The following is a 22,060-nucleotide window of genomic DNA, read 5'->3' on the forward strand; positions in this document are numbered from 1 at the left end:
CACTCTCGTTGCCGACAACGGAAACGAGGTGAATACCGACACCGTCCTCGAGCTCAGCGCCTAACCGACACCAACAACAGAAGGATCACCGACCGCTACACCACTTCCTGGGGCTTGACCTCGTGCCGCTGCCGAGCGGCAAACGTTCGGTACCTCCCATCCTCCTCGACAACGAGGCGCGGGTCATCGGCGACAATGCGTAGGTTCTCGCGCTGTTGGAGAGCGTCGCGGAGCCCCAGGAGCTGCCACCGACTGTAGAAAAATCCGTCCCACCAAGTATCTCCCGCATTATCCGGGCGACGGTGTGGCCAGAGCGATGCGTCCTCACCCTGCGGATCGCGAATCATGCCTTCGCGTGCGTATCGTGCGATCTTGCTGGAGTCGTCTTCGTGGGGAGCCGGAAGTGACTCGGCTTCCCGGTCATCGTCTGCTCGATAGAGCGGGACGAGTAGCCCGAGGCGGTGAAGCTCCTCCAGATCATCGATAGAAATACGCTGATCCCACTTGCTTCTGGCCTCATCTCGAAACTGACCAGAAGACAACAACGGAACTTGAGAAAAGGTGAAGGGGATATCCAGTACTGGCAAGGTCGACGGAGCGGGCTGGGCATCAGCTGGCATTGCGCTGGCTCAGTTCTTTCTTCAGCTTCTTCTCCAAACGCAAGGATTTCATGAAGCGCCACCAGTCGCGGAGGAACTCCGGCCTGCGTGTACCGAGCTCAGGAACTGGCCGATAGTAGTCGCGGTTGTTCGACCCAAACGCTACCGGCTGTCCTTCGCGATACGTAATGTAGTTGTACGGTTGCCTTCCGGGAGCTTGGTGGCGGACGAAGAAGATAGCTGAGCCATCAAACTCGTCACCCTCCGGAGCGATGTCCTCGATCCATTTCCAGGGGATGTGACCGCACTCAATCACAGTCGATGCTGGGGTGGATGTCTGCGCGAGGGTACGACGGCCGCCTGCGTCGAGGTAGCTCTCCACTGCCCCGGTGATGACCTCGACACCGCCGTGGCCGATCTCGATGATCTCTGGACCCGTGTAGGCATAGCCTCGCCAGTTCAGATCATTGCTGCCGTCGTAACCGCGTTTGTAGCGGTCCACGTTCATCACGATGACCTTGCTGTTCATACCCTCGGTACGGATAGGGCCGAGTACCACCCAAGCCTTCGCTTCGAGCTCACGCACGCGCTCACGCTGCTGCCGGAAGGAGAGACGCCGCCCCAGTAGATAGATTGCGACGGTCACCGCGAGGGCGGCGACGGCCACGACAAGCGCTGCAAGGTCCACCCATGAGAAAGCGCTAGTCATTCTTCAAGGGTAGCGACGACGCAAACTGGTAGACATGCTCACCGTCTACCTGGATCAGAACAAGTGGATCGATCTTGCGCGCGCTGAGTCAGGCCATCCACAAGGTGTGCGCTTCGTCGAGACGTTGGCCGTCCTGAAGGCAGCCGCGGACGATGGGCGCGCACGCTTCCCTCTCAGCATGGCTCACTACTACGAGACGGGGAAGCAGCGCGACCGCAGGAAGCGCGAGGAGTTGACAGCCACGATGACGCGGCTCGCAGGAATGTTGAGGATTGCTCCACCTCATGTGATCGTGCCGTGGGAGATCAAGCGGGCGCTGATCGACTCTTTCGGCCTGGGTATCCCTGTTGAGAAGCTCGACCTGTTCGGGTTTGGGGCCGCTCACGCGGCGGCATCACCAAGCCTGCGCTATGTGGCACCCGCCGAGTATCGCGGGGTACCTCTACCCGCAGATGTGCGGCAGGAGCTTCAGCGCCGAGTCGAGCCAGAGTACGAGCGCGTGATCCTGGCCGGCGCAACACCGGACGGGATGCCTGATGACCGACGCATCATCCTGAACGACATGAAGAACGTCACCGACGACCGCTTCGTAGACGGCCAGCGCAACGTCGCGGAGGTGCTCAAGAGCATCGGGCGTCGCCGCCTCAGCGATGTCATGGTGGCAACCGCGATTGCCGACATCATCGATCCGCTGCTGCGGATTAGCGGACAGCTCGGCGTGGAGTTCAACGACATCGTTGACCGAATGACGCACCTTATCGAGGCGATGCCTTCTCGTTGGGTCGAAATGAGACTCAGGCAAGCAAGGCAGGCGAACCCGCAGAAGGAATGGAGCGGCAACGACCTTAACGACGTCACCGCCCTCGCGATCGCCGTGCCCTACTGCGACATAGTCGTCACAGAAAAGTCGTGGGCTGCGATGCTCACAGACGCGAAGATTCCTGCACGATTCGATCACCGCGTCATCGCAAGTCTCGATGATCTCGTCAACTTCCTGGAAGCCATACCGCGGCCGCAGTCGCCGAAACAGAACGTCGAGGAGTGAGGACGGGATCATCTTGGCTGTTGTTCGCCGGGTCTCGTGCCAGGATCAGCCGTAGACGTCCTGTCGCTGCTCGCTTAGAAGGCGCTTCGTATACGCATTTCAGCTTCATCACGCAGTGCGATTGGCGCCCCCTGCTGAGTGATCCCGTGGCGGGAAGTCGACCCATGCCCACGAACCGTTGCGGAACGAAAGGTATCGTTGCCAGTAGTTGGACCAGATCCAGAGTGCATCGACGGATTCGAAGCCAGCTGGGGTAGAGGTCGGCAGTTGGAAGTCGTCAGTAAAGAACCGAGCGGGCAGCACGTCGTCCGTGGGGACCAAGAAGAGGTGATGTTCCGAGACATTTGCTGTGCGGGCTAGTTTCTTGAGATGCGACGCCATGTGAGGTGCGCCATGCCAGGCCTCGACAACCCGAGCAAAGTCGGAGGGAGCGTTATCGACGAACTCTGCGCGTGTGGACTGGTAGATCGCCACGCCGGGATCAAGACGAGCACGTCGAAGCGCACCGAGATCGTCGGCGAGGAATCGCGCCAGGTCAACTTCTGCATCAAGCACCACCGCGGGTAAGTCCTCAGGACGGTCTACCCCGTGGGCATCGCATAGCTCAACCGCCCGTAGGGCGACCTGCCGCACGAACGTGTAGGGAAAGCTCTTAGCGGCAGCGCGGAACTCCCACGAGCTGGCCGCCGGCCAACGCCAACTCTCCTTCATCGCCATTCCTTGCCAGGCGATAGATGCCTTCTCAGTGACGAGCGTGACCTCAAGAGCACCCCGCCGACCGTCGGCCCACTCAAGGAGGAAGTCCACGGCCGCCTGACGGCCGCCCGTGTCGTGGAGTTGGACTTCGGCACCGGTTTCGTAACCGACCAAGTGGGCTGCAATCTGCTCGGCCCTATCAGCAAGTCCCGTCACTCGCGCGCCTTCTCCCGGCTGCTGGCGTAGTACTCGGCGGTCCAATGGTGGTCGTAGGAGCCAGAGCTGTTGAGGCGGTGCATCGCAGGAACGATCGTGGGCGAGGTGAGGATGGAATCACGCAGCGGCGTCAACGCGTCGACAACAATCTGACCAAGATATCCAAGGATCTCGATCTGCCTGGGGGTGTTGCCCAGCAGCACTGGCACCATGCTGCTCATCGCTTCTTGGCCGTCTTCCCTCGGGTCACCAAAGTGGACTCCGCCCTCAACGTGGGCATAGTAGCGAATGACCTGCCTGGTCGAGAGCTCCCGGCCCTCAAGCAGGCCAACTCTCGCCGCGAGGAACTGGTCCGCCGTCAGCGCCACGGTCTCAGCATCGCCGACGAGGCCGGGGCCGCTCAGCCGAACCAGATACTCAAGCGAGTCGTCGGCATCGGCAGGAACCTGCCACGGTCGGATTCGGAACTGGGTCGGGACGTCCAGTCGATCCCGCTTGACCGTCGCTAGCAACGGCTCGCCTCGATCGGTAAGGAGCTTCCGAAGCAACAGCGCAATGCCGAGCAGCTCGTACCGGCTCCGAGAAGCTGGGTCATGACTGCGGTCGCGCAGATCAGCAACTGTTTCCACGAACAGCCACTCGGCCAACATCAACTTCGCACCGATGTCTTGTGCCACCGCGGCCTCCTTTATCGTCCGCAGACTGGCATGTGTGACTCGCCGGCCACAAACGCCTCCTCGGGGTTCTCCCGCTCCGACGCGGGTCATGTTTCTTCTCTCAGATCAGCAGGCCGAATCTGACCATGGAGGCTAGGCGGCGCACACTCATCTTGTTGGCTGTCATCCTGATCGACGTGCTGACTGGCAGTCGGGTCGTTGAAGTAGCGGACGTCGGGGAACGGCAGGTAGTTACCTTGGTGGTCGTCGGGGTGGTTCCACATAGCGACTAGGTCGATGAGGTAGAGGTATGCGGATCGGGTGACTTGCAGCGCGAGAATGGTTGATTCGACCAACTCCATCAGGTCGATCTTGCTGCGCGAGTCCTGCGTTACGCCGGTGGTTGCAAGTAGGGCTGCGTGGACGATCCTGTGGGTGCCTGCGTTGCGTAGTGCTTGCGATGACGCGTACATGCCGTCCTTCGCCATGTCGTTGGCGAGTTCGGCCAGGGCGAGGTTCGGGAGGGAGCGTCCTGCTCCTTTCACCAGCGGTTCTCGAAGTTCTCCCGCCTTCTCGGTCCAGAAGCTCCGGAAGGAAACCTTGCTGGGGATATCTCCAGCCTTGAAGTGTTCGTTGGCGACGACTGCGGTCTTGTCCAGAACGTCAAGTGCTGAGCGCTGAGCAAGTAGGAGCTTGGAGTACTGGATTCCATAGAGCGAGTAATCCAAGGTCTCGACGTAGGAGCCCGAGTCGTCGGCGGGCTGCGCCAAGTCGTCGGTGAGTTGGGAGATGGCGTCGAAGGCGAGACGTCGCGACACCAGAAAGTCTGACTTGAGTACGTTCATAGCGCCGAGAATCGGAGGGCTCATCTCGTCGAGGCTGTCGCCATAGAGAACCTCGATGGTCGCGCTATCCCAGCGCAGTTCATCCGTGCCCAGCCCTTCGACCGCCGGAGAGAGCGCAAGGCGGAGGTCAGCAACCCATTGCCGATACTCGAAGTCGTCAGCTGCGGGGTCAAGACCGTGGGCCAGGTGACCTTGGCTCTCCGTGGGCGTAAGTAGATCCCAACGCTCAGCGACCTTGGCATCAGCGAACTCAAGCGTGCCGTCTCGCAGGTCATGCGCAAGGGCAACGTACTTGTCGTAGACGGCCGCGATATGCCCAGTCTGCCCGATACCTGTGTCGATCCGTGTGTGCAGAAGCTGGGCGAGGTTTCCAGCCGCGTTGCCGTTGCGAGGATCAGCCTCCAACGCCCGGAGGTAGAAGTCGTACGCCTCGGCCCAGCGTCCCGCATGGTCTAGAACGTTGCCAAGGTTGCAATACGCGGCTGAACGCGTCTGGCCGTCTGCCACCGAAGATTGACCGATCTGGAAGAACTCTCGTCTCACTTCCTTGAGATCTGCCTGGTTCTTGAGGCGAGAGACTACGAGTTCCGGCTCCCAGTCGATCCGGCTCGTCCCAGATTCGATCTTGGGGAGGTCTTGGTCGCATAGCGAACTGGTGGCGTTGGCGATGTTGTATCGGCATTGGTAATGGAGAGGCTGATCCTCCGTTGTCATTGCGAGAGCTTTCTCCGCGAGCAGCTTGCCGCTCTTAACGCTCTCCGCATCGTTCAGATGCGCTCCAGAGTTGATTACGATCGAAGATGCCGAGAACAACAGGGCGGCTTTCGCTCCCTCAGGATGCGAGGACACGATGACTGCTCCGGCGATCTCCCTCGCCCGGACAGCACTGGATCGGCGTGCGTCCCCGGTTGCTTCTCCAAGCGCCATCAGCTCACCTATCCAAGTAGCGAACTCTTGACGTGGCTCCATGAGCCAATACTACGAGCGCTACCGAGCCTCCTCTGGGAAGTGTTTGCCGCAGAGCGCTAGAGACCAAGCCGGGCCTTCGATTCTCTCCCACAGGTCAGATGGGAATGTGGCCGCCAACGTTGACTGAATGACTCATCTCCTCAAACCCGCTCAAGTTCCAACTTCGATCCGTACTGTGTTCTCATCTCTGTCGGCGGTCTCGTACATCCGTGTATCGACTGGGCGCCAAGCGGAGCGAGGAGGCGAGCGAGAGGGTTTCTCGATCCCTGCTCAGCGCGAGGCGAACAGGAGGCAGGCACATGGGCTGGGTGCGCTCATCTCCGCCGAGTTCGTTGATCGTGGCCAATCGGGACGAAGCACGAACCGCCCAGAGCTCCAACGGATGCTCACCTATCTGCGGAAGCACCCCGTCGACTACGTCATCGTCCATAAACTCGACCGACTGGCCCGATCACGTGCCGACGACATCGCGATCACCCAGGCGGTTCATGCCTCTGGCGCGCGTCTCATCTCAAGCACGGAGGGGATCGACGCGACTCCGAACGGCACGCTCCTGCACGGGATCATGGCGTCAATCGCGGAGTTCTACTCGCGCAACCTCGCGCAAGAGGTCATGAAGGGCATGCGGCAGAAAGCCATCCAGGGCGGCACTCCAGGGCGGGCACCGATCGGCTATCTCAACGTCCGCCGCCAGACCGAGGACGGACGCGAGTATCGAGCGATCCAACTCGACCGCGAACGAGCGCCACACATCGCCTGGGCGTTCGACACCTATGCCACCGGTGAGTGGAGCGTCACTCAGCTCACCTCAGCGCTCACTGACAGAGGACTTCGGACTCGGGCGACCGCTTCCCGCTCCCCCGCGGCACTGACTGTCGCGAGCCTCCATGGTGTGCTGACGAACCCCTATTACAAGGGCATCGTCACGTTAAACGGCGCGCAGCATGCAGGAAGCCACGAGCCGCTGGTCACGGCGAAGACCTGGGAGACGGTCCAACATCTCCTCACGTCCCGGCGTCAGGGTGAACGCAGCCGCATCCACACGCACTACCTCAAGAGCACGGTCCGCTGCTTCAACTGCCAACGCCGGCTGCTGGTCCACAACGCTCGGTCGAAGAGCGGGCGCGTCTACGACTACTTCATCTGCTCGGGCCGCCAGAACGGCACACCACGATGCACACAGAGTGCACTGCGCATCAGCGACGTGGAGCGTCGCGTCGAGGATGCCTACGAACGGATCCAGATCTCGACTCACCGACGCAAGGAGATCGAGCTGCATTGGCAGGATCGGCTCGCGGCGGAAGCATCCGGCTCCGAGCAGAAGCGATCAGATCTCGCCGCACAGGCGCAAGAGATCCGGCTGCGCCAAGAGAAGCTCCTCGAGGCTTACTACTCCGACGCCCTGCCTCGCAACCTGTTCGTCAAAGAGCAGCGCAAGTTGGCCGATTCGCTCTCCCGTACCGAGGCCGAGGAGGAGCGCCTGAGCGACGATGTCACGCTCCAGATGAAGCACTTGGCGGAATCGCTCGATCTCCTCGAAGACGCCTGCAACCGATACCTCGCAGCGGCGCCCGCAGATAGCAAGCAGCTGAACAATGCGTTGTTGGACCGTGTGCTCATCGGGCCGAACCCGGAGGACATCTACGTCGAGCTTCGGCCGGAGATCGCCAAGCTAGGGCTGCGCGCCGCCGCGGAAGAGCATCTCGTGTAGGGCTCCTTCGGGAGACCTAACGCGAGTCGAACCCGCGACGTTACGATCACCGGCCGTTTCGCACAACGCGCGTCGGGTGGACCTAACGGGATTCGAACCCCTGACCTTCTCACTGCGAACCTGGCCCGCCCATCGCTACCTGGCACCACTCGTCAGCCATCAACCTCACTCGTCCCGAGCGGCGGATCGTGGCGCCCTCACCGCTTCCATCAGAGCTTTGGGATGGCGGCGCGCACCTGTCGTGAAGGGCATGAACAAGACCCGCCCGATGATCTAAGGAGAGGCAACATGCGTTTCGACAATGGAGAGGCTCGGCTCCACGCGATGCGAGGGGTCGCGTACCTCCTCGAGGACCGCGATCGCTGGGCGGAGTTCCTCACCACCGCCGAACAGGAGGCCCCTGCGCTCTGGAGTTTCCTGAAGTTCGCGACCGAGGCGTACGACCGGTTCTGGGAGAGCATCAATAGCGCAGACGGGTTCGCGCCTGAACAGATCGTCGCCGAGTTGCAGACAGTGCTCACCAAAATGGCGAGTCCCGAGCGCGCCGAGCAGTGACACCATCCGTTCATCCGACCGCTCTCCCGCATGGAGTTCTCTGCCGTGAGCAGCGCAATGGAGAGCAGTCCTCACTCTTCCTTCGAGAAGACGCGATCCAGCATCACCGCGGTAGCCGGATTCACCATCTCGTTGCGGCGGATGTAGTGCTGGATCGTGATCTTCGGATCAGTGTGCCCGAGTAGCTCGGCAGCGAGTTCGACGCCGCCCTGCTCGTTGATCGCGGTCGCGACAGTCCGACGGAACATGTGCGGGGTGACGCCGGTGATCCCGGCGAGATCGAGAACGTGCCGGAGCTGCCGGCGCACGTTGTTCGTCGTCAGCAGCGTTCCCTCGCGGGTACAGAACAGTAAGGCATCGAGCGATGACTCCTCCAACCGTGTCAGGCGACGCCGCACGGCCTCCGCCGTGAAGGACGGGATCGCGACGGTACGCCGCGACTTCGCGGTCTTCGGATGATCCTGCCGCGTGGTCGGCTCTCCCCTGTGGCTGACGATCGTGCCAGTGATCCGGATCGACGGGATTGGGCTGGTGACGTCGATGTCGCGACGGCGGATGGCGAGGACCTCCCCGATGCGGGCGGAGGTGCCGAGCATGACCTCGACGATCGCGCCCAGCTGCCCGTCGGGCTTCGGTCCGGAGATCGAGCGTCCGGCCTCCCAGAGCGCGATCGCCGTGCGGATCGCGTTCACCTCCGCAGGCGTCAGCGCGTTCGGCGTCGACGCCGGCCGGTGCAGTCGCGAGACGTGATCCATCGGGTTCCGCGGCAGCACCTCGTGCCTGACGGCGAGGCCGAGCGCGAGACGCAGGACCACGCGGGCCTGTTTGGCGCGGTTGTAGCTCTGCTTCGCGAACTGCTTGAGGAAGTGGTCGCAACGGGCGACGCCGATCTCCCGCAGAGTCAGGTTCCCGAAGACCGGCAGGACGAGCGTCTGCATGTTCCGCTCATACAGCTGCAGGGTGCGCTTCGACAGGCGGTCTTCGAGCTCGAGGTCTTCGAGCCAGTACGCGACCAGGTCCGGGAACGGGCTGTCCGGCGTAAGCGCCGAGGACGACGGCTGGAACAGGCTCCGGTCGGCGAGCTTCGCCTTCAACGCCCGCTCGGCGGACTTCCGTGTATCCCCGGTCGCCTGGACGAGCCGGGTCTTGCCGTCCCAGTCACGGTAGCGGGCGCGCGCGACGACCCGCCCGCTGGGGCTCACGAGGTGGCCGATCTCCCCGAAGGTGCCGATGGTCAGGCGCTGCCGGCTCATCGGATCACCTCCTCTCTGGAGAGGCAGGCGGCTCGGGGTCGCGTTGCTGCTCGATCCAGATCCGCACGTCCGAGAGCGCGAACTTCAGATGCTTCCCGAAGCGATACGCTCGCGGACCGAGGCCGCGGGTGCGCCAGTCGTAGACGGTGGAGACGGGCACGCCCAGGTAGGCGGCGAGCTCGCCGACGTCGAGCAGCGGCACCAGGCCCCAGGGGTTGCCGGTAGGGCTGTGTTCGGTGTCCATACCGAACAGGTGCGTCCTGCTCCCACCCACGAACCGGGGGCAACCGGCACGCTCGCTCCCCTTCCGGAGCGGGACGGCCCGAGAGGGCCGCGAGGGAGCCAAAGTGATGGGTTTTTCGATGACCGGATCACATCCACCTACAGAAAAAGTCCCGGAAACCCTTGAGTTTCCGGGACCTCTCGGTCGGGCTGACAGGATTTGAACCTGCGACCCCTTGACCCCCAGTCAAGTGCGCTACCAAGCTGCGCCACAGCCCGTTGTCGTGCGCTTGCGCGCAGGCAACTCCCCTATCTTAGCCGCACGACGAAGCCTTCGCGAACCAGGATGCTTGCCCGTGTCGGAGGCTCGGCGTAACCTGCCGCACATGCCCACGATCACCACCGAACTCGCAAGCCCTGCCGTGTGGGACGACATCCAGCATGCTCTCAGCGGCGGCGGCGACGGTCGCAGCTGTCAATGCGTCTGGCCGGTCCTCACCAACAAGGAGTGGGAGGCCACCGACCTCGCCCAGCGCACGACGCTGTTCCAGCAGGAGGTGGCATCCGACCGTCCGCCCGGGATCGTCGCCTACGTCGACGGCGAGCCCGCCGGCTGGATCCGCGTGGGTCCGCGGCCCGCGCAGCGGCGCCTCGGGCGCACCCGCAACATCGTCGCGACGACCCACGAGCCCCTCGACGACGAGGGCGTCTGGGGCGTGAGCTGCTTCGTCGTCCGCAAGGAGCATCGCGGCCACGGACTGAACGCCGCCCTGCTCGATGCTGCCGTCGCATTCGCGAAACAGTCCGGTGCCCGCGTGATCGAGGGCTACCCGATCGACACGAGCAAGACGAAGCCGCACGTGAACGACCTGTTCCACGGCGCTCTGTCGACGTTCCTCGCCGCCGGATTCACCGCGATCCCCGGCCCCAAGCCCGAACGCCCGATCGCCAGCCTCACCGTCGCCTGACGACCTCCGCTCTACGATGGATGGATGCCGCGCCGCATCCTGCCCCGAACGATCCTCGTCGCGGCATTCGTCCCCTTCGCGGCCATGTCGCTCGCGCATGTGTGGGCGCTCGCGGTCGGCAGTGAGATCGCGAGTCCGACGAAGCTGTGGCTGATGCCGCTGCTCGCGATCCCGGTTCTGGTCTCCGCACGTCTGCAGCCGCCTCTCGCGATCCTGCTGCTGCTCGCCGCCATCGCGCTCTCCTGGCTCGGCGACGGCGCCGGCGCATTCTTCCCTGGCGGCCCCGAGCTGCCGCTCATGCTCCTGTTCTTCGGCCTCGCGCATATCGCCTACATCGTGCTGTTAGCACGCATCCTGCGCGCGCGCCGGATGCCGTGGTGGACGCTCGTCTACGCCGCATGGTGGATCGGCATGATCATCGTCCTCGGCCCGCACACCGGAGCACTGCTGCCCGCCGTCGCCGCATACGGAATCGTCCTCGGCGGCACTGCGGCGGTTGCGGCCCGCTGCCACCCGCTCATCGCCGTCGGCGGGGTGTTCTTCCTCGCCAGCGACACGATGCTCGCGTTCCGGCTGTTCATGGCCGACGCCATGCCGGCGTGGACGAGCCCGCTCGTCATGCTCACCTACGCGCTCGGGCAGGGACTCCTCGTCGCCGGCGCCCTTGTATCCCTGCGGAAGAAGGCCACCGCATGAACGCGCAGAACCCGATGATGACGAAGCCGGTGCGCATCGACAGCTGGCTGTGGGCCATCCGCGTGTACAAGACGCGCTCCGCCGCGACCACCGCATGCCGCGCGGGGCATGTACGCGTCAACAGCGACAAGGTCAAAGCCGCGCAGACGGTCAAGCCGGGTGACGAGGTGCGCGTCAGGATCAGCGGATTCGACCGCATCCTCATCGTCCGCCAGACCCTCACGAAGCGCGTCGGCGCCCCCGTCGCGGCACTCGCGTACGAGGACCGCACACCCGCGCGCGAACCCGTCGCCGCCCTCGGCGTGCGCGACCGGGGGGCCGGACGCCCCACCAAGCGCGAACGTCGCGAGATCGATCGGCTGCGAGGTCGGGACTAGGCGTTCAGCTGCTCGCGCAGACGGGGCCAGGCATCCGCGAACCCCGGATGCAGCGGCCGCTCGTCGACCTCGTCGATCGGAACCCACTCGAGAGCGACGCTCTCGGGGTCACTGATCACCGGCTCGAACGGCGCGACGACGTCGGCGACCACGGTCGTGTACGACCAGATCCGAAGATCGAGCACGCTGGTGAACCGCACCTGCACGGCACCCTCGGGGATGCCGGCCTCCTCGGTGGCCTCGCGGATCGCACCGTCGATCGGCGTCTCGCCCTCGTGCAGCGCGCCGCCCGGCAGACCCCACGTTCCGCCGAAATGGCTCCAGCTCACGCGGTGCTGAAGGAGGATGCCGCGCTCGGCATCGACGGCGAGGAGACCTGCCGCACCGAAGCGGCCCCAGTACTTCTCCCCCGTCTCGGCGACGACCCAGGCGTCACCCGGATTGCGGGGGCCCAGCGGGCGCCGCGGCTCTCCGGGTTGTGGGGGAAGGATCGTCACGGTTCCAGCCTTTCACAGGAGACGAGGGGTGGGGCTGCGCGTTGCGGAAGGTTTCGCGGTGGCACCGTCCTGCTCTGGGAGAATGGAACCGTGAAACTTCTCGTCGCCGCCCTCGAATCCGAACTCGTCGCCTTCCCCGAGCAACTCCCCGGGTTCGAGCGCCTCGTGACCGGCCCCGGCAAGCTCAAGGCCACCTACGCGCTGACCCGCGCTCTCGATGCCGCCCCGTACGACGAGATCCTCGTCGTCGGCACGGCCGGCGCGCTCGACGAGACCATCGGGTCCGGCGTGCACGAAGTGCACTGGGCGTTCCAGCACGACGTCATCAACGAAGACGGCGTCCGCGGCGAGCACGTCTCGATGCCGCAGCGCATGCAGCTCGGTGAGGGCGACGTCTCGATCGCGACCGGCGACAGCTTCATCGACGACGCCGAAGCCGTCGAGCTCATCCTCTCCCTCGGCGGGCGCCTCGTCGACATGGAGTCGTTCGCCTACGCCTGGGTCGCCGAGCAGTTCGGCGTGCCGATCCGCATCTGGAAGGCCGTGTCCGACAACGCCCAGGACGGCGCGAACCTCACGTGGGAGCAAGCCGTGACTGCCTGCTCCCACGAACTCCGCGATCGCGTCCGCGAGGTGTACGGGGTCTAGCCGGCGAGGGCCGGCGCCCCGGCGCGCAGGCGCTCCGCAGCGAGCTCTTCCGCGGCGGCGAGCGGCGTGATGCCCCGCTCTTCCGCGTCAGCGAGGATGCGCCGCACCGTGTCGCCGATCTGCGCGACCTGACCCATGATCTCCTCACGGGTGCCGCGCTGCTTGGCCTCGTTGTCCAGGTAGATCACGCCGCCGGCGTTGACGATGAAGTCGGGGGCGTACAGGATGCCGCGCGAGGCGAGACGGTCGGCGCCGTCGTGGTTCGCCAGCGGGTTGTTCGCCGGGCCGCACACGGCACGGGTGTCGAGGGCGTCGATGACCTCATCGGTGAGGAGCCCGCCGATGCCGGACGGGACGAAGACATCCGACGACGCGAGGTGCTCGGTTCCGGGCTCGGCCCAGGTCGCACCGAGTTCACCGGCGAGGTGGCGACGGGCGGGGTTCACGTCGGTGACGATGAGGATCGCACCCTCGGCCGAGAGGCGGAGCGCCAGACGCCCGCCGACCTGACCGAGGCCCGAGATCGTGATGCGGCGTCCCGCGACATCGCCCGTACCCGTGGTGCGCTCGAGAACCGCGCGCAGCGACTCGTAGACGCCCAGGCTCGTGGGACCGGCCGGCTCACCCGAGCCGCCCGCAGCATCGGGAAGACCCACGACGTGCGCGGTGCGCTCCCCCACGACAGCCATGTCGTCCATGGTCGATCCGACGTCCTCCGCCGTGCGGTACAGGCCGCCGAAGGACTCGACAGCGTCGCCGAGATCGAGGAAGGCGTCACGGCGGCGCTCGGCGTCGAGGACCGTCCCCTCCTCGAGTCCGATCACGGACTTGCCGCCACCGGCATCCAGCCCGGCCGTCGCGTTCTTCAACGTCATCGCCGCCGACAGACGCAGAGCATCGCCGAGCGCGTCGCTCCAGTGCGGGTACGTCCACAGCCGCGCACCGCCGAGGGCGGAGCCGAGAACAGAGGAGTGCAGGGCGACGGCGATGAACAGTCCGCTGCGCCGGCCGGTGATCACCTCCACCCGTTCGTGAGTGAACTCGGGAAGGGGCAGGGTGTGCGACATTGCATCCTCTTTCGGCAGGCCTTGTGGGCAGCGATGAACGGACGCCGTCAGGTTGCGGCATCCACCCTCCATTGCACCACCCGGCCCGCCTTTCGGCAACCAGCGCACAGCCTCTCGAGAATGCCTGTCGGACAGCGCTCGATGGTGGGATCCTGTGACAAGGACGCGAGGAGAACCTGCCATGTCGATCATCAGCACCCCGGACGACACCGATGCGGCCGTCGCAGACCTGTACGTCTCCGAGATCGCCGACCTCGGCTATGTGCCCAGCCACACCCGCGTGATGGCGGTGAACCCCGAGGCGTTCCGCGCCTTCCAGCAGCTCGTCCGCACAATCGTCGCTCAGCTGGGCGTACGGCGATACGAGCTGGCAACCCTCGCCGCCGCAGACGCCATCGGTTCGCAGTCGTGCCGGTACGCCCACGCTCGCAAGTCTCTCAAGGTGTTCGACGAGGAGCAGCTGGAGCGGATCCTTCGCGACCACCACGACGCGGATCTCAGCGAGAGCGAGGTGGCGTTGATGGACTTCGCCGCCAAGCTCAGCCGTGATTCGGCATCCATCACCGATGCCGACAGTCTCCGCCTACGCGAGGTCGGCTTCACGGATCGAGAGATCGTGGACATCGCCCTCGCCGCGTCGGTGCGCAACTATTTCAGTCGAGCGCTGCACGCTCTCGCCGTCGACGTCGACATTCCACCTGGGCTCAGCCCCAGCATCCAGGATGCCCTGACGCGGAGTTGACTCAGCGCTGGCGGCGCTCCCGCACGCGCATGTTGATGACGATCGGGGTGCCCTCGAATTCGTACAGTTCCCGCAGGCGGCGCTGGATGAACCGGCGGTAGCCGGGGTCGAGGAACCCGGTCGTGAACAGCACGAACGTCGGCGGACGCGTCGACGCCTGCGTGCCGAACAGGATGCGCGGCTGCTTGCCTCCGCGCAGCGGGTGCGGGTGCTCGGCGACCAGCTCGGAAATGAACGCGTTGAACTTGCCGGTCGGGATGCGGCGATCCCAGTTCTCCAGCGCCGTCTCGAGTGCCGGCACGAGCTTGTCGAGGTGCCGACCGGTCTTCGCCGAGATGTTCACGCGCGGAGCCCACGCGACGTGCGCGAGGTCCTGTTCGATCTCTCGCTCCAGGTACCGGCGGCGGTCCTGGTTCTCGAGGTCGATGTCGCTGAGGCGGTCCCACTTATTGAAGGCGAGCACGAGCGCGCGTCCGGATTCGAGCACCAGGTCGATGATGCGCACGTCCTGCTCGCTGAGAGGCTCCGAGACGTCGAGCACGACGACGGCGACCTCTGCCTTCTCGAGCGCGGCGGACGTGCGCAGCGACGCATAGAAGTCCGCGCCCTGCTGCAGGTGGACGCGGCGTCGGATGCCGGCCGTGTCGACCAGCCGCCACAGCTTGCCGCCGAGTTCGACGACCTCGTCCACGGGGTCACGGGTGGTGCCGGCGAGGTCGTTGACGACCACGCGCTCCTCCCCCGCCGCCTTGTTCAGCAGCGACGACTTCCCGACGTTCGGGCGACCGAGGATCGCGACGCGCCGCGGCCCGCCGATCTCGTGCTTGGCGACCGCAGACACCTCGGGCAGCTTCTCGAGCACGGCGTCGAGAAGGTCGGCGACACCGCGGCCGTGGACCGCCGAGGTCGGGTACGGCTCGCCGAGACCGAGGTTCCACAGAGCCGCAGCCTCGGGCTCCTGGCGCGTGTCGTCGATCTTGTTCGCGACGAGGAACACCGGCTTGCCGCTCTTGCGCAGCAGCTTCACGACGTGCTCGTCGGTGGAGGTGGCGCCCACCATGGCGTCGACGACGAACAGCACGAGGTCAGCAAGGTCGATCGCGACCTCGGCCTGAGCTGCGACCGAGCGGTCGATGCCCTTGGCGTCCGGCTCCCAGCCTCCCGTGTCGACGAGCGAGAAGCGTCGGTCGTTCCACTCCGCCTTGTACGTCACGCGGTCGCGGGTGACACCGGGCGTGTCCTCGACGACGGCCTCACGACGGCCGAGGATGCGGTTCACGAGAGCGGACTTGCCGACGTTCGGGCGTCCGACGATCGCGACGACCGGGAGTGCGGGCAGGAACTCGACTCCGCCCTCGGCGAGGCTGAGGCCCGCGAGAAGCGCCGCATCCTCCTCGTCCAGGTCGTAATCGGCGAGTCCGGCGCGCAGGGCCTCGGCCCGCTGCTCGGCGAGCTGCTCGTCGAGCTCGTCCATCTTCTCGGCGAGACGGTCGCGGCCGCCTTCGTATTCGTCTTCAGCGGCCATTTTCCGCTCCTTGCTTTCGGTCGATCACCGCGAGGACGGCGTCGATGGTCTGTGAGAAATCGAGGTGGGTGGTGTCGACGACCTCGACGCCCTCTGCGGCGTTCAGGAAGTCGACGACGGCGCTGTCGGAGGCGTCGCGCTTGTGCAGCGCAGCGGCGACCTCTGCGGCGTTCTCGCCGGCGAGTTCGCCGGCTCGTCTGGCCGCGCGCACCTCGGGCGCCGCGGTCAGGAGGATGCGCACGGGCGCGTCGGGCGCCACCACGGTCGTGATGTCGCGCCCCTCGACGACGACCGCCTGATGCGAGGCGTTCGCGACGAGCGACCGGAAGAAGATGTTCACCTGCTCGCGCACGGCGGGCACGCGCGCGACGCCGCTGACCGCGCCGGACACGCGCGGCTCGCGGATCGCGGCCGTGATGTCGGTGTCGCCGACGGCGACGGTCCGGTCGTCGGGGTCGAGCCCGAGACGCAGATCGAAGTCGGATGCTGCGGCCAGCACGGCTTGCGGATCATCGGTGTCATCGCCGCGCTCGAGCACGTGCCAGGCCAGCGCCCGGTAGGCCGCCCCCGTGTCGAGCAGCCCGTAGCCGCGCTTGCGCGCGATGGCCGCGGAGACGCTCGACTTGCCCGAGCCCGCCGGTCCGTCGATCGCGATGAACTTGCCCGCACCGGGCAAGTTCTCGGTTCCTGAGCCGGGCCCACGCGCCCCCGAGGCTCCGGGCAGCGCGGAGCGCTGGCTGGAGTGGGGCGTGGGGATCGAAGGGTCACTCATTTGTCGCTCCTGCAATCCGCCATCCGCGCTGCTGCAGCCCGTCCACGGCTCCGAGCAGTGCGGCCGGGGCCACGCTGATCTCGGCGAGGCCGAACTGCGCGCCGGGAGAATGCTCCAGGCGCAGGTCCTCCACGTTCACGCCGAGCTCACCGAGCTCGCCGAACAGGCGTCCGAGCTGACCGGGGGTGTCGTCGACCATGACGACGAGCTGCTCGAAGCGACGGTTCTGTCCGTGCTTGCCCGGCAGCCGCTCGACGCCATCGTTGCCCTGACGGATCGCCTCGGCCACCACGCGCCTCGCCCCAGGAGCTCCGGGCTCGCGCAGCGCATCCGACACGGTCTTCAGGTCTGTGGCGAGTGCATCGAGCACGTCGACGACCGGCTCGGCGTTGGCGCCGAGGATCTGCACCCACAGCTCCGGCGCGGATGCCGCTATGCGCGTGGTGTCGCGGACGCCCTGGCCGGCAAGGCGGAGGGCATCCTCGTCCGCCGTCGCGAGGCGTGCGGCGAGGAGGCTCGCGACGACCTGCGGGACGTGCGAGGTGAGCGCGACCGAGCGGTCGTGCTCCTGCGGGGTCATCTCGAGCGGCATCGCGCCGACGTCGAGCGCGAGGTCCTCGACGAGGGCGAGGTCGGCAGGTCGCGTCTCCTCGTCGCGGCAGACCACCCAGGGGCGCCCGATGAACAGGTCGGCGCGCGCCGAGATAGCTCCCCCGCGCTCCCGGCCGGCGAGCGGATGCGAGCCGATGTAGCGCGTGAGATCGAGGCCGCGCTCGGTGAGCGCACGAAACGGCTCGAGCTTCACGCTCGCGACGTCCGTGACGACAGCATCCGGGTATCTCGTGAGCTCCGCCTCGATGACGTCAGCGGTCACGTCCGGCGGAACCGAGACGACGATCAACGACGGTGAGTCGTCGTCGCGAGCCGCGCGTCCGGCTCCGTAATCGATGGCCAGGCGCAGCTGAGCGGGCGATGTGTCGGCGAGGACGACATCCACGCCCTTCGCGCGAAGCGCATGACCGATGCTCGCGCCGAGGAGACCGGCGCCGACGACGCGCACGGTCCCCGAGAGGCGCGGCGCATTGCCGTTGCCATGGGTTCTGGCGCTGTCGCTCACTCGGTCTCCTGGGCGTCTCCCGGCGTGGCGTCCGCAGGGGCATCGTGGCGCGCGAGAGTCAGCAGCGCACCACGTTCGATTTTACTCAGTTCCCTGCTCTTCCCCGCCGGGAGGGTTCCCAGGTGCAGCGGACCGAACTGACGTCGCACGAGTTCGGTGACGGGATGCCCCACCGCGGCCATCATGCGACGCACGATGCGGTTGCGCCCGGAGTGCAGGGTGAGCTCGACGAGGCTCGATGCCGCCTTCCCGGTCACTGAGCCCGTCGAAGTGTCGAGGAGCCGCGCCTTGTCCGCCTGGATGAAGCCGTCCTCGAGGTCGAAGCCCTTCGTCAGCTTGGCGATCGTCTGCGCCGTGACGGCGCCCTCGACCTTGGCGATGTACACCTTGGTGACCCCGAAGGACGGATGCGCGAGCACATGCGCGAGTTCGCCGTCGTTCGTGAGGATCAGCAGGCCGCTCGTCTCGGCATCCAGCCGCCCGACGTTGTACAGCCGCTCCTCGTACTCCTTCGTGAAACGCCGGAGGTCGGGTCGGCCGTTCTCGTCCTTCATGGTGCTGACGACCCCGGTGGGCTTGTTCAGCATCACGTAGCGCTTGGAGACGTCGAGTTGAATGGCCGTGCCGTCGACGTCGACGAGGTCGGTCTCGGGGTCGATGCGCCGACCGAGTTCGGTGACGACCTCGCCGTTGACGCTGATGCGCCCTTCGACGATGTACTGCTCGACGACGCGGCGGGATGCCACGCCCGCTGCGGCGAGCACCTTCTGCAGGCGGACGCCCTCGGGGGCGGCGTTGTCACTCATCGGATGGTTCCTTCGTCGAATCCGTCGGCGCCGTCGTCGAGCAGCGGCGAGATCGGCGGCAGCTCGTCGAGCGAGTTGATGCCGAGGTTCTGCAGCAGCGCGTCCGTGGTGCCGTAGTTGATGGCGCCGGTCTCGGAATCGGCGAACAGCTCGGTGATCAGGCCCCGCGCGAGCAGCGTGCGCACGACGGAGTCGACGTTCACGGCGCGGATGGACGCCACCTGGCTGCGCGTGACCGGCTGCTTGTAGGCGATCACGGCGAGCGTCTCCAGGGCCGCCTGAGACAGGCGGGCCGGCGCCTGCCCGCCGACGAACTCCGCGACCAGCGCGTCGTGGTCCTCCCGGACGTAGAGGCGCCAGCCTCCGCCGACCTCGCGCAGCTCGAAGCCCCGCCGCGGACCCGTTCCCTTGCCGTCGTAGTCGTCGACGAGCGTCTCGATGGCCTGGCGGACCGCGGGCACCGGAGAGCCGACGGCCGCGGCCAGTGCGACCAGACCCAGCGGCTCGTCGATGATGAGCAGGATGGCCTCGAGCCGCTCGGTCAGCGGGGTCGTCGGCGGCTCCACAGGGTCAGCGGTCGTCTCGGCAGGGTCAGCGGTCGAGGTGTCATCGGTCATAGTCGGCCCCCAGGGTCGCCAGTGTCTCATCCGACCAGGAGTCGGCTGCCCAGCGGAGCGTCAGCTCGCCGAGCGGTTCCAGTTGTTCGAAGGACAGCGCCGCGTGCCGGTACAGCTCGAGGACCGAGATGAACCGCGCCACGACGATGCCGGGCTCGGTCGTCCCCGCGACGAGTTCGCGGAACGTCAACGACTCGGTGTTCCGCAGCAGGGTCACGACGATCGCCGCCTGCTCGCGGATGCTCACCAGCGGCGCATGCAGATGGTCGAAGCCGACGGTGGGGATCTCCTTGGGCGCGAATGCGAGCAGGGCGAGGGCGGCGAAGTCGTCGGCGCTGAGCGTCCAGACGAGCTCCGGCGTCTGGCGGCGGTGCTTCTCATCCAGCCGGACGGCGCGCGTGTGCCGGCGATCCTCTCGCTGCAGGCAGCGTGCAAACCAGGCGGAGACCTCTTTGAACGCACGGTACTGCAGCAGCCTCGCGAACAGCAGGTCGCGCGCCTCGAGCAGCGCGACGGCCTCGGCGTCGACGAGCTCGCCCTGCGGCAGGAGACCCGCGACCTTCATGTCGAGCAGGGTCGCCGCGACGACGAGGAATTCGGATGCCTGATCCAGCTCCTCCTCGGCCTCGAGCTCGCGCAGGTACGCGATGAACTCGTTTGTCACGGCGCTGAGCGAGACCTCGGTGATGTCCATCTCGTGCTTCGAGATGAGGTTAAGCAGCAGATCGAACGGCCCGTCGAAGTTCGTCAGCGAGACGCGGAATCCGGAGTCGGCCTCAGGAATCGCATCCGACCCATCGACGGGCTCAGGAATCGGGGTGTCCGCGGAGTCGATCCCTGAGCCTGTCGAAGGGTCGAGAACATCCTCGCTAGGCGACGGCGCCACGGGCGACCAGCTCCCGGGCCAGTCGCAGGTACGCCTGAGCGGCGGCATGCTCCGGCGCGAACTCGGTGATGGGAACACCCGACACCGACGCGTCGGGGAACTTCACGGTGCGTCCGATCACGGTCTCCAGCACGTCGTCGCCGAACGCCTCGACCACGCGCTCGAGCACCTCGCGCGAGTGCAGCGTGCGCGCGTCGTACATGGTCGCCAGCAGCCCGTCGAGCTCGATGGCCGGGTTCAGGCGGTCGCGCACCTTCTCGATCGTCTCGATGAGCAGGGCGACGCCGCGCAACGCGAAGAACTCGCACTCCAGCGGGATGAGCACGCCGTGGCTCGCCGTGAGCGCGTTGACCGTGAGCAGTCCGAGCGAGGGCTGGCAGTCGATGAGGATGACGTCGTACTCCCCCGCGACCTGGCGCAGCACGCGCGCGAGGATGGTCTCGCGGGCGACCTCGTTGACGAGGTGCACCTCGGCGGCCGACAGGTCGATGTTCGCCGGCAGGACGTCGAGACCGGCGACAGCGGACGCCACGATCGCGTCGTGCGCATCGCGCTTGGTGTCCAGCAGCAGGTCGTAGACGGTGGGCACATCGTGGGTCTGGATGCCGAGACCGGCAGACAGCGCGCCCTGCGGATCGAAGTCGACGGCGAGCACCTTGCGGCCGTATTCGGCGAGGGATGCTGCGAGGTTGATCGAGGTCGTCGTCTTGCCGACGCCGCCCTTCTGGTTGCACAGCGCGATGATGCGCGCAGGTCCGTGCGCGTCGAGCGGGGCGGGGATCGGGAAGCCGTGGTACGGACGCCCCGTGGGACCCAAGACGATGTCGTCGGCCTTCGACGTCTTGCCCTTGGTCTTCGTCGCGTTCTGAGCCACCGAATCTCCTGCTTCCTTCATGCTTGCTCGATTCTAGCCAGTCACCTGCGCATTCGCCGGTTCGCCCCCCGGCGATCCCCCACAGCCCGTCAGCGGGCCCGCGGGTGCGAGGTGGCGTAGATATCGCGCAGCGTGTCGACCGAGACATGCGTGTAGATCTGCGTCGTCGCCACCGACGCGTGCCCGAGCAGCTCCTGCACGACGCGCACATCCGCGCCGCCCTGCAGCAGGTGCGTCGCGAACGAGTGGCGCAGTGTGTGCGGCGACACCTCGGCCGTGATCTGCGCGCGCTCCGCGGCGGACCGGATGACGAGCCACGCGCTCTGCCGCGACAGCGGAGCCCCCCGCGCGCCCAGGAACAGCCGGGCGGATGCCTTCCCCTTGGCCGCCAGACCGGGCCTGACCCGCGTGAGATACGCGTCCACGGCATCCCGGGCGAAGGACCCGACCGGCACGATCCGCTCCTTGGAGCCCTTGCCCCGCAGACGCAGCACGTCGCCGTGCGCGAGGTCGTCGACGTCGAGCCCGACGGCCTCCGACACGCGGGCTCCGGTGGCGTAGAGCAACTCGAGCAGCGCACGATCGCGGATCCCGAGAGGCTCCTCCCCCGAAGGCGCGACGAGCAGCCGCTCGACCTGATCGATCGTCAGGGCCTTGGGCAGCCGCTGCGGCGTCTTGGGCGGGCGCAGCCGTCCGCTGGGGTCCTCGACCTCGATCCCCTCGCGGACGAGGAATCGGTGCAGCCCGCGCACCGAGGACTGCAGCCGGGCCAGGCTCGTCGCCGCAGGTGCCGGAACCACGGCGGAGCGGTCGGCGATGAATCGGCCGATCACGGCACCGGTCACCGCCGTGGTGTCGTCGATGCCGGCATCCGTCAGCCAGCTCAGGTAGACGGCGAGGTCGCGACGGTAGGCGCCGACCGTGTGCTCGGACAGGCCCCGTTCGATCGTGATGTGCCGCAAGTACGCGTCGATCGCGCGGTCGAGCCGCAT

At 66.3% G+C, this 22,060-nt stretch carries 24 protein-coding genes, 1 tRNA gene and 1 pseudogene; 8 read left to right on the top strand and 18 right to left on the bottom strand.

Annotated elements, in window-relative coordinates:
* Positions 1-95 precede the first annotated feature (95 nt).
* Both KEC56_RS13445 and KEC56_RS13450 read right to left on the bottom strand, forming a co-directional pair.
* Positions 96-620, bottom strand: coding sequence for a hypothetical protein (locus tag KEC56_RS13445; protein ID WP_227531341.1), 525 nt, complete (start codon positions 618-620; stop codon positions 96-98).
* A complete protein-coding gene (locus tag KEC56_RS13450; protein ID WP_227531342.1) occupies positions 610-1,308 on the bottom strand; it encodes a hypothetical protein in 699 nt (232 codons plus the stop codon). Before KEC56_RS13450 ends, KEC56_RS13445 begins: the two co-directional genes overlap by 11 nt.
* 34 nt (positions 1,309-1,342) lie before the next feature.
* On the opposite strand from KEC56_RS13450, the gene KEC56_RS13455 reads away from it, so the two are divergent.
* Positions 1,343-2,353 (top strand): hypothetical protein, encoded by a 1,011-nt coding sequence (locus tag KEC56_RS13455; RefSeq protein WP_227531343.1) that lies wholly within the window; start codon positions 1,343-1,345, stop codon positions 2,351-2,353.
* A gap of 108 nt (positions 2,354-2,461) precedes the next feature.
* Here KEC56_RS13455 and KEC56_RS13460 read toward each other — a convergent pair whose 3' ends face one another.
* The 3 genes from KEC56_RS13460 to KEC56_RS13470 form a co-directional block, all read right to left on the bottom strand.
* Complete coding sequence (locus KEC56_RS13460) at positions 2,462-3,265, bottom strand: hypothetical protein (protein ID WP_227531344.1); 804 nt, start codon at positions 3,263-3,265, stop codon at positions 2,462-2,464.
* Entirely contained in the window at positions 3,262-3,942 is a 681-nt protein-coding gene (locus KEC56_RS13465) for a hypothetical protein (protein WP_227531345.1), read from the bottom strand. The genes KEC56_RS13460 and KEC56_RS13465 overlap by 4 nt, the downstream gene beginning before the upstream one ends.
* A gap of 86 nt (positions 3,943-4,028) precedes the next feature.
* Positions 4,029-5,735, bottom strand: a complete 1,707-nt coding sequence (locus tag KEC56_RS13470) for an LA2681 family HEPN domain-containing protein (RefSeq protein WP_227531346.1) — start codon at positions 5,733-5,735, stop codon at positions 4,029-4,031.
* Positions 5,736-5,862: 127 nt separating this feature from the next.
* Between KEC56_RS13470 and KEC56_RS13475 the strand changes: the two genes are divergently transcribed.
* The gene (locus tag KEC56_RS13475; protein WP_227531347.1) at positions 5,863-7,446 is read left to right on the top strand and encodes a recombinase family protein; all 1,584 of its coding nucleotides are present in this window, start codon (positions 5,863-5,865) and stop codon (positions 7,444-7,446) included.
* Positions 7,447-7,734: 288 nt separating this feature from the next.
* A complete protein-coding gene (locus KEC56_RS13480; RefSeq protein WP_227531348.1) occupies positions 7,735-8,001 on the top strand; it encodes a hypothetical protein in 267 nt (88 codons plus the stop codon).
* Between the two features lie 71 nt (positions 8,002-8,072).
* Here the strand turns inward: KEC56_RS13480 and KEC56_RS13485 are convergent, their stop codons facing one another.
* The 3 genes from KEC56_RS13485 to KEC56_RS13495 form a co-directional block, all read right to left on the bottom strand.
* Complete coding sequence (locus KEC56_RS13485) at positions 8,073-9,254, bottom strand: tyrosine-type recombinase/integrase (RefSeq protein WP_227531349.1); 1,182 nt, start codon at positions 9,252-9,254, stop codon at positions 8,073-8,075.
* A gap of 4 nt (positions 9,255-9,258) precedes the next feature.
* Positions 9,259-9,498 (bottom strand): helix-turn-helix domain-containing protein, encoded by a 240-nt coding sequence (locus KEC56_RS13490; protein WP_227531350.1) that lies wholly within the window; start codon positions 9,496-9,498, stop codon positions 9,259-9,261.
* A 183-nt stretch (positions 9,499-9,681) separates the two neighbouring features.
* Positions 9,682-9,755: transfer RNA gene (locus KEC56_RS13495), tRNA-Pro, on the bottom strand.
* A 107-nt stretch (positions 9,756-9,862) separates the two neighbouring features.
* Here KEC56_RS13495 and KEC56_RS13500 point away from each other — a divergent pair.
* The 3 genes from KEC56_RS13500 to KEC56_RS13510 are packed head-to-tail and all read left to right on the top strand — an operon-like array spanning position 9,863 to position 11,517.
* Positions 9,863-10,444, top strand: a complete 582-nt coding sequence (locus KEC56_RS13500) for a GNAT family N-acetyltransferase (protein WP_227531351.1) — start codon at positions 9,863-9,865, stop codon at positions 10,442-10,444.
* A gap of 24 nt (positions 10,445-10,468) precedes the next feature.
* Entirely contained in the window at positions 10,469-11,140 is a 672-nt protein-coding gene (locus KEC56_RS13505; protein ID WP_227531352.1) for a lysoplasmalogenase family protein, read from the top strand.
* A 17-nt stretch (positions 11,141-11,157) separates the two neighbouring features.
* Positions 11,158-11,517 carry an RNA-binding S4 domain-containing protein gene (locus KEC56_RS13510; protein ID WP_227531368.1) on the top strand — a complete coding sequence of 120 codons (360 nt, stop codon included), beginning with the start codon at positions 11,158-11,160 and terminating at the stop codon, positions 11,515-11,517.
* Positions 11,518-11,522: 5 nt separating this feature from the next.
* Here KEC56_RS13510 and KEC56_RS13515 read toward each other — a convergent pair.
* Positions 11,523-12,014: pseudogene (locus KEC56_RS13515) on the bottom strand (NUDIX domain-containing protein); the annotation flags it as partial.
* Between the two features lie 90 nt (positions 12,015-12,104).
* On the opposite strand from KEC56_RS13515, the gene KEC56_RS13520 reads away from it, so the two are divergent.
* The gene (locus tag KEC56_RS13520) at positions 12,105-12,662 is read left to right on the top strand and encodes a phosphorylase family protein (protein ID WP_227531353.1); all 558 of its coding nucleotides are present in this window, start codon (positions 12,105-12,107) and stop codon (positions 12,660-12,662) included.
* Here the strand turns inward: KEC56_RS13520 and KEC56_RS13525 are convergent.
* The gene (locus tag KEC56_RS13525) at positions 12,659-13,729 is read right to left on the bottom strand and encodes a Glu/Leu/Phe/Val dehydrogenase family protein (protein ID WP_227531354.1); all 1,071 of its coding nucleotides are present in this window, start codon (positions 13,727-13,729) and stop codon (positions 12,659-12,661) included. The genes KEC56_RS13520 and KEC56_RS13525 overlap by 4 nt on opposite strands.
* A 181-nt stretch (positions 13,730-13,910) precedes the next feature.
* Between KEC56_RS13525 and KEC56_RS13530 the strand changes: the two genes are divergently transcribed.
* On the top strand, positions 13,911-14,471 hold the full coding sequence (locus KEC56_RS13530; protein WP_227531355.1) for a carboxymuconolactone decarboxylase family protein: 561 nt from the start codon (positions 13,911-13,913) through the stop codon (positions 14,469-14,471).
* A gap of 1 nt (position 14,472) precedes the next feature.
* Here the strand turns inward: KEC56_RS13530 and der are convergent, their stop codons facing one another.
* From der to xerD, 8 genes are all read right to left on the bottom strand, one after another.
* Positions 14,473-15,996: a ribosome biogenesis GTPase Der gene (der, locus tag KEC56_RS13535; protein ID WP_227531356.1), complete on the bottom strand. Its 1,524-nt coding sequence runs from the start codon at positions 15,994-15,996 to the stop codon at positions 14,473-14,475.
* Positions 15,986-16,768 (bottom strand): (d)CMP kinase, encoded by a 783-nt coding sequence (gene cmk, locus KEC56_RS13540; protein ID WP_227531357.1) that lies wholly within the window; start codon positions 16,766-16,768, stop codon positions 15,986-15,988. The genes der and cmk overlap by 11 nt, the downstream gene beginning before the upstream one ends.
* Positions 16,761-17,885: a prephenate dehydrogenase gene (locus KEC56_RS13545; RefSeq protein ID WP_227531358.1), complete on the bottom strand. Its 1,125-nt coding sequence runs from the start codon at positions 17,883-17,885 to the stop codon at positions 16,761-16,763. Before KEC56_RS13545 ends, cmk begins: the two co-directional genes overlap by 8 nt.
* A complete protein-coding gene (locus KEC56_RS13550) occupies positions 17,882-18,691 on the bottom strand; it encodes a pseudouridine synthase (RefSeq protein ID WP_227531359.1) in 810 nt (269 codons plus the stop codon). The genes KEC56_RS13545 and KEC56_RS13550 overlap by 4 nt, the downstream gene beginning before the upstream one ends.
* On the bottom strand, positions 18,688-19,308 hold the full coding sequence (gene scpB / locus KEC56_RS13555; RefSeq protein WP_175987500.1) for an SMC-Scp complex subunit ScpB: 621 nt from the start codon (positions 19,306-19,308) through the stop codon (positions 18,688-18,690). Before scpB ends, KEC56_RS13550 begins: the two co-directional genes overlap by 4 nt.
* The gene (locus tag KEC56_RS13560) at positions 19,298-20,194 is read right to left on the bottom strand and encodes a segregation and condensation protein A (RefSeq protein ID WP_372456284.1); all 897 of its coding nucleotides are present in this window, start codon (positions 20,192-20,194) and stop codon (positions 19,298-19,300) included. The genes scpB and KEC56_RS13560 overlap by 11 nt, the downstream gene beginning before the upstream one ends.
* Positions 20,178-21,089 (bottom strand): ParA family protein, encoded by a 912-nt coding sequence (locus tag KEC56_RS13565; protein ID WP_227531360.1) that lies wholly within the window; start codon positions 21,087-21,089, stop codon positions 20,178-20,180. Before KEC56_RS13565 ends, KEC56_RS13560 begins: the two co-directional genes overlap by 17 nt.
* Positions 21,090-21,157: 68 nt before the next feature.
* Entirely contained in the window at positions 21,158-22,060 is a 903-nt protein-coding gene (gene xerD / locus KEC56_RS13570) for a site-specific tyrosine recombinase XerD (RefSeq protein ID WP_227531361.1), read from the bottom strand.

The sequence above is a fragment of the Microbacterium tenebrionis genome (assembly GCF_020682665.1).
Classification (GTDB): domain Bacteria; phylum Actinomycetota; class Actinomycetes; order Actinomycetales; family Microbacteriaceae; genus Microbacterium; species Microbacterium tenebrionis.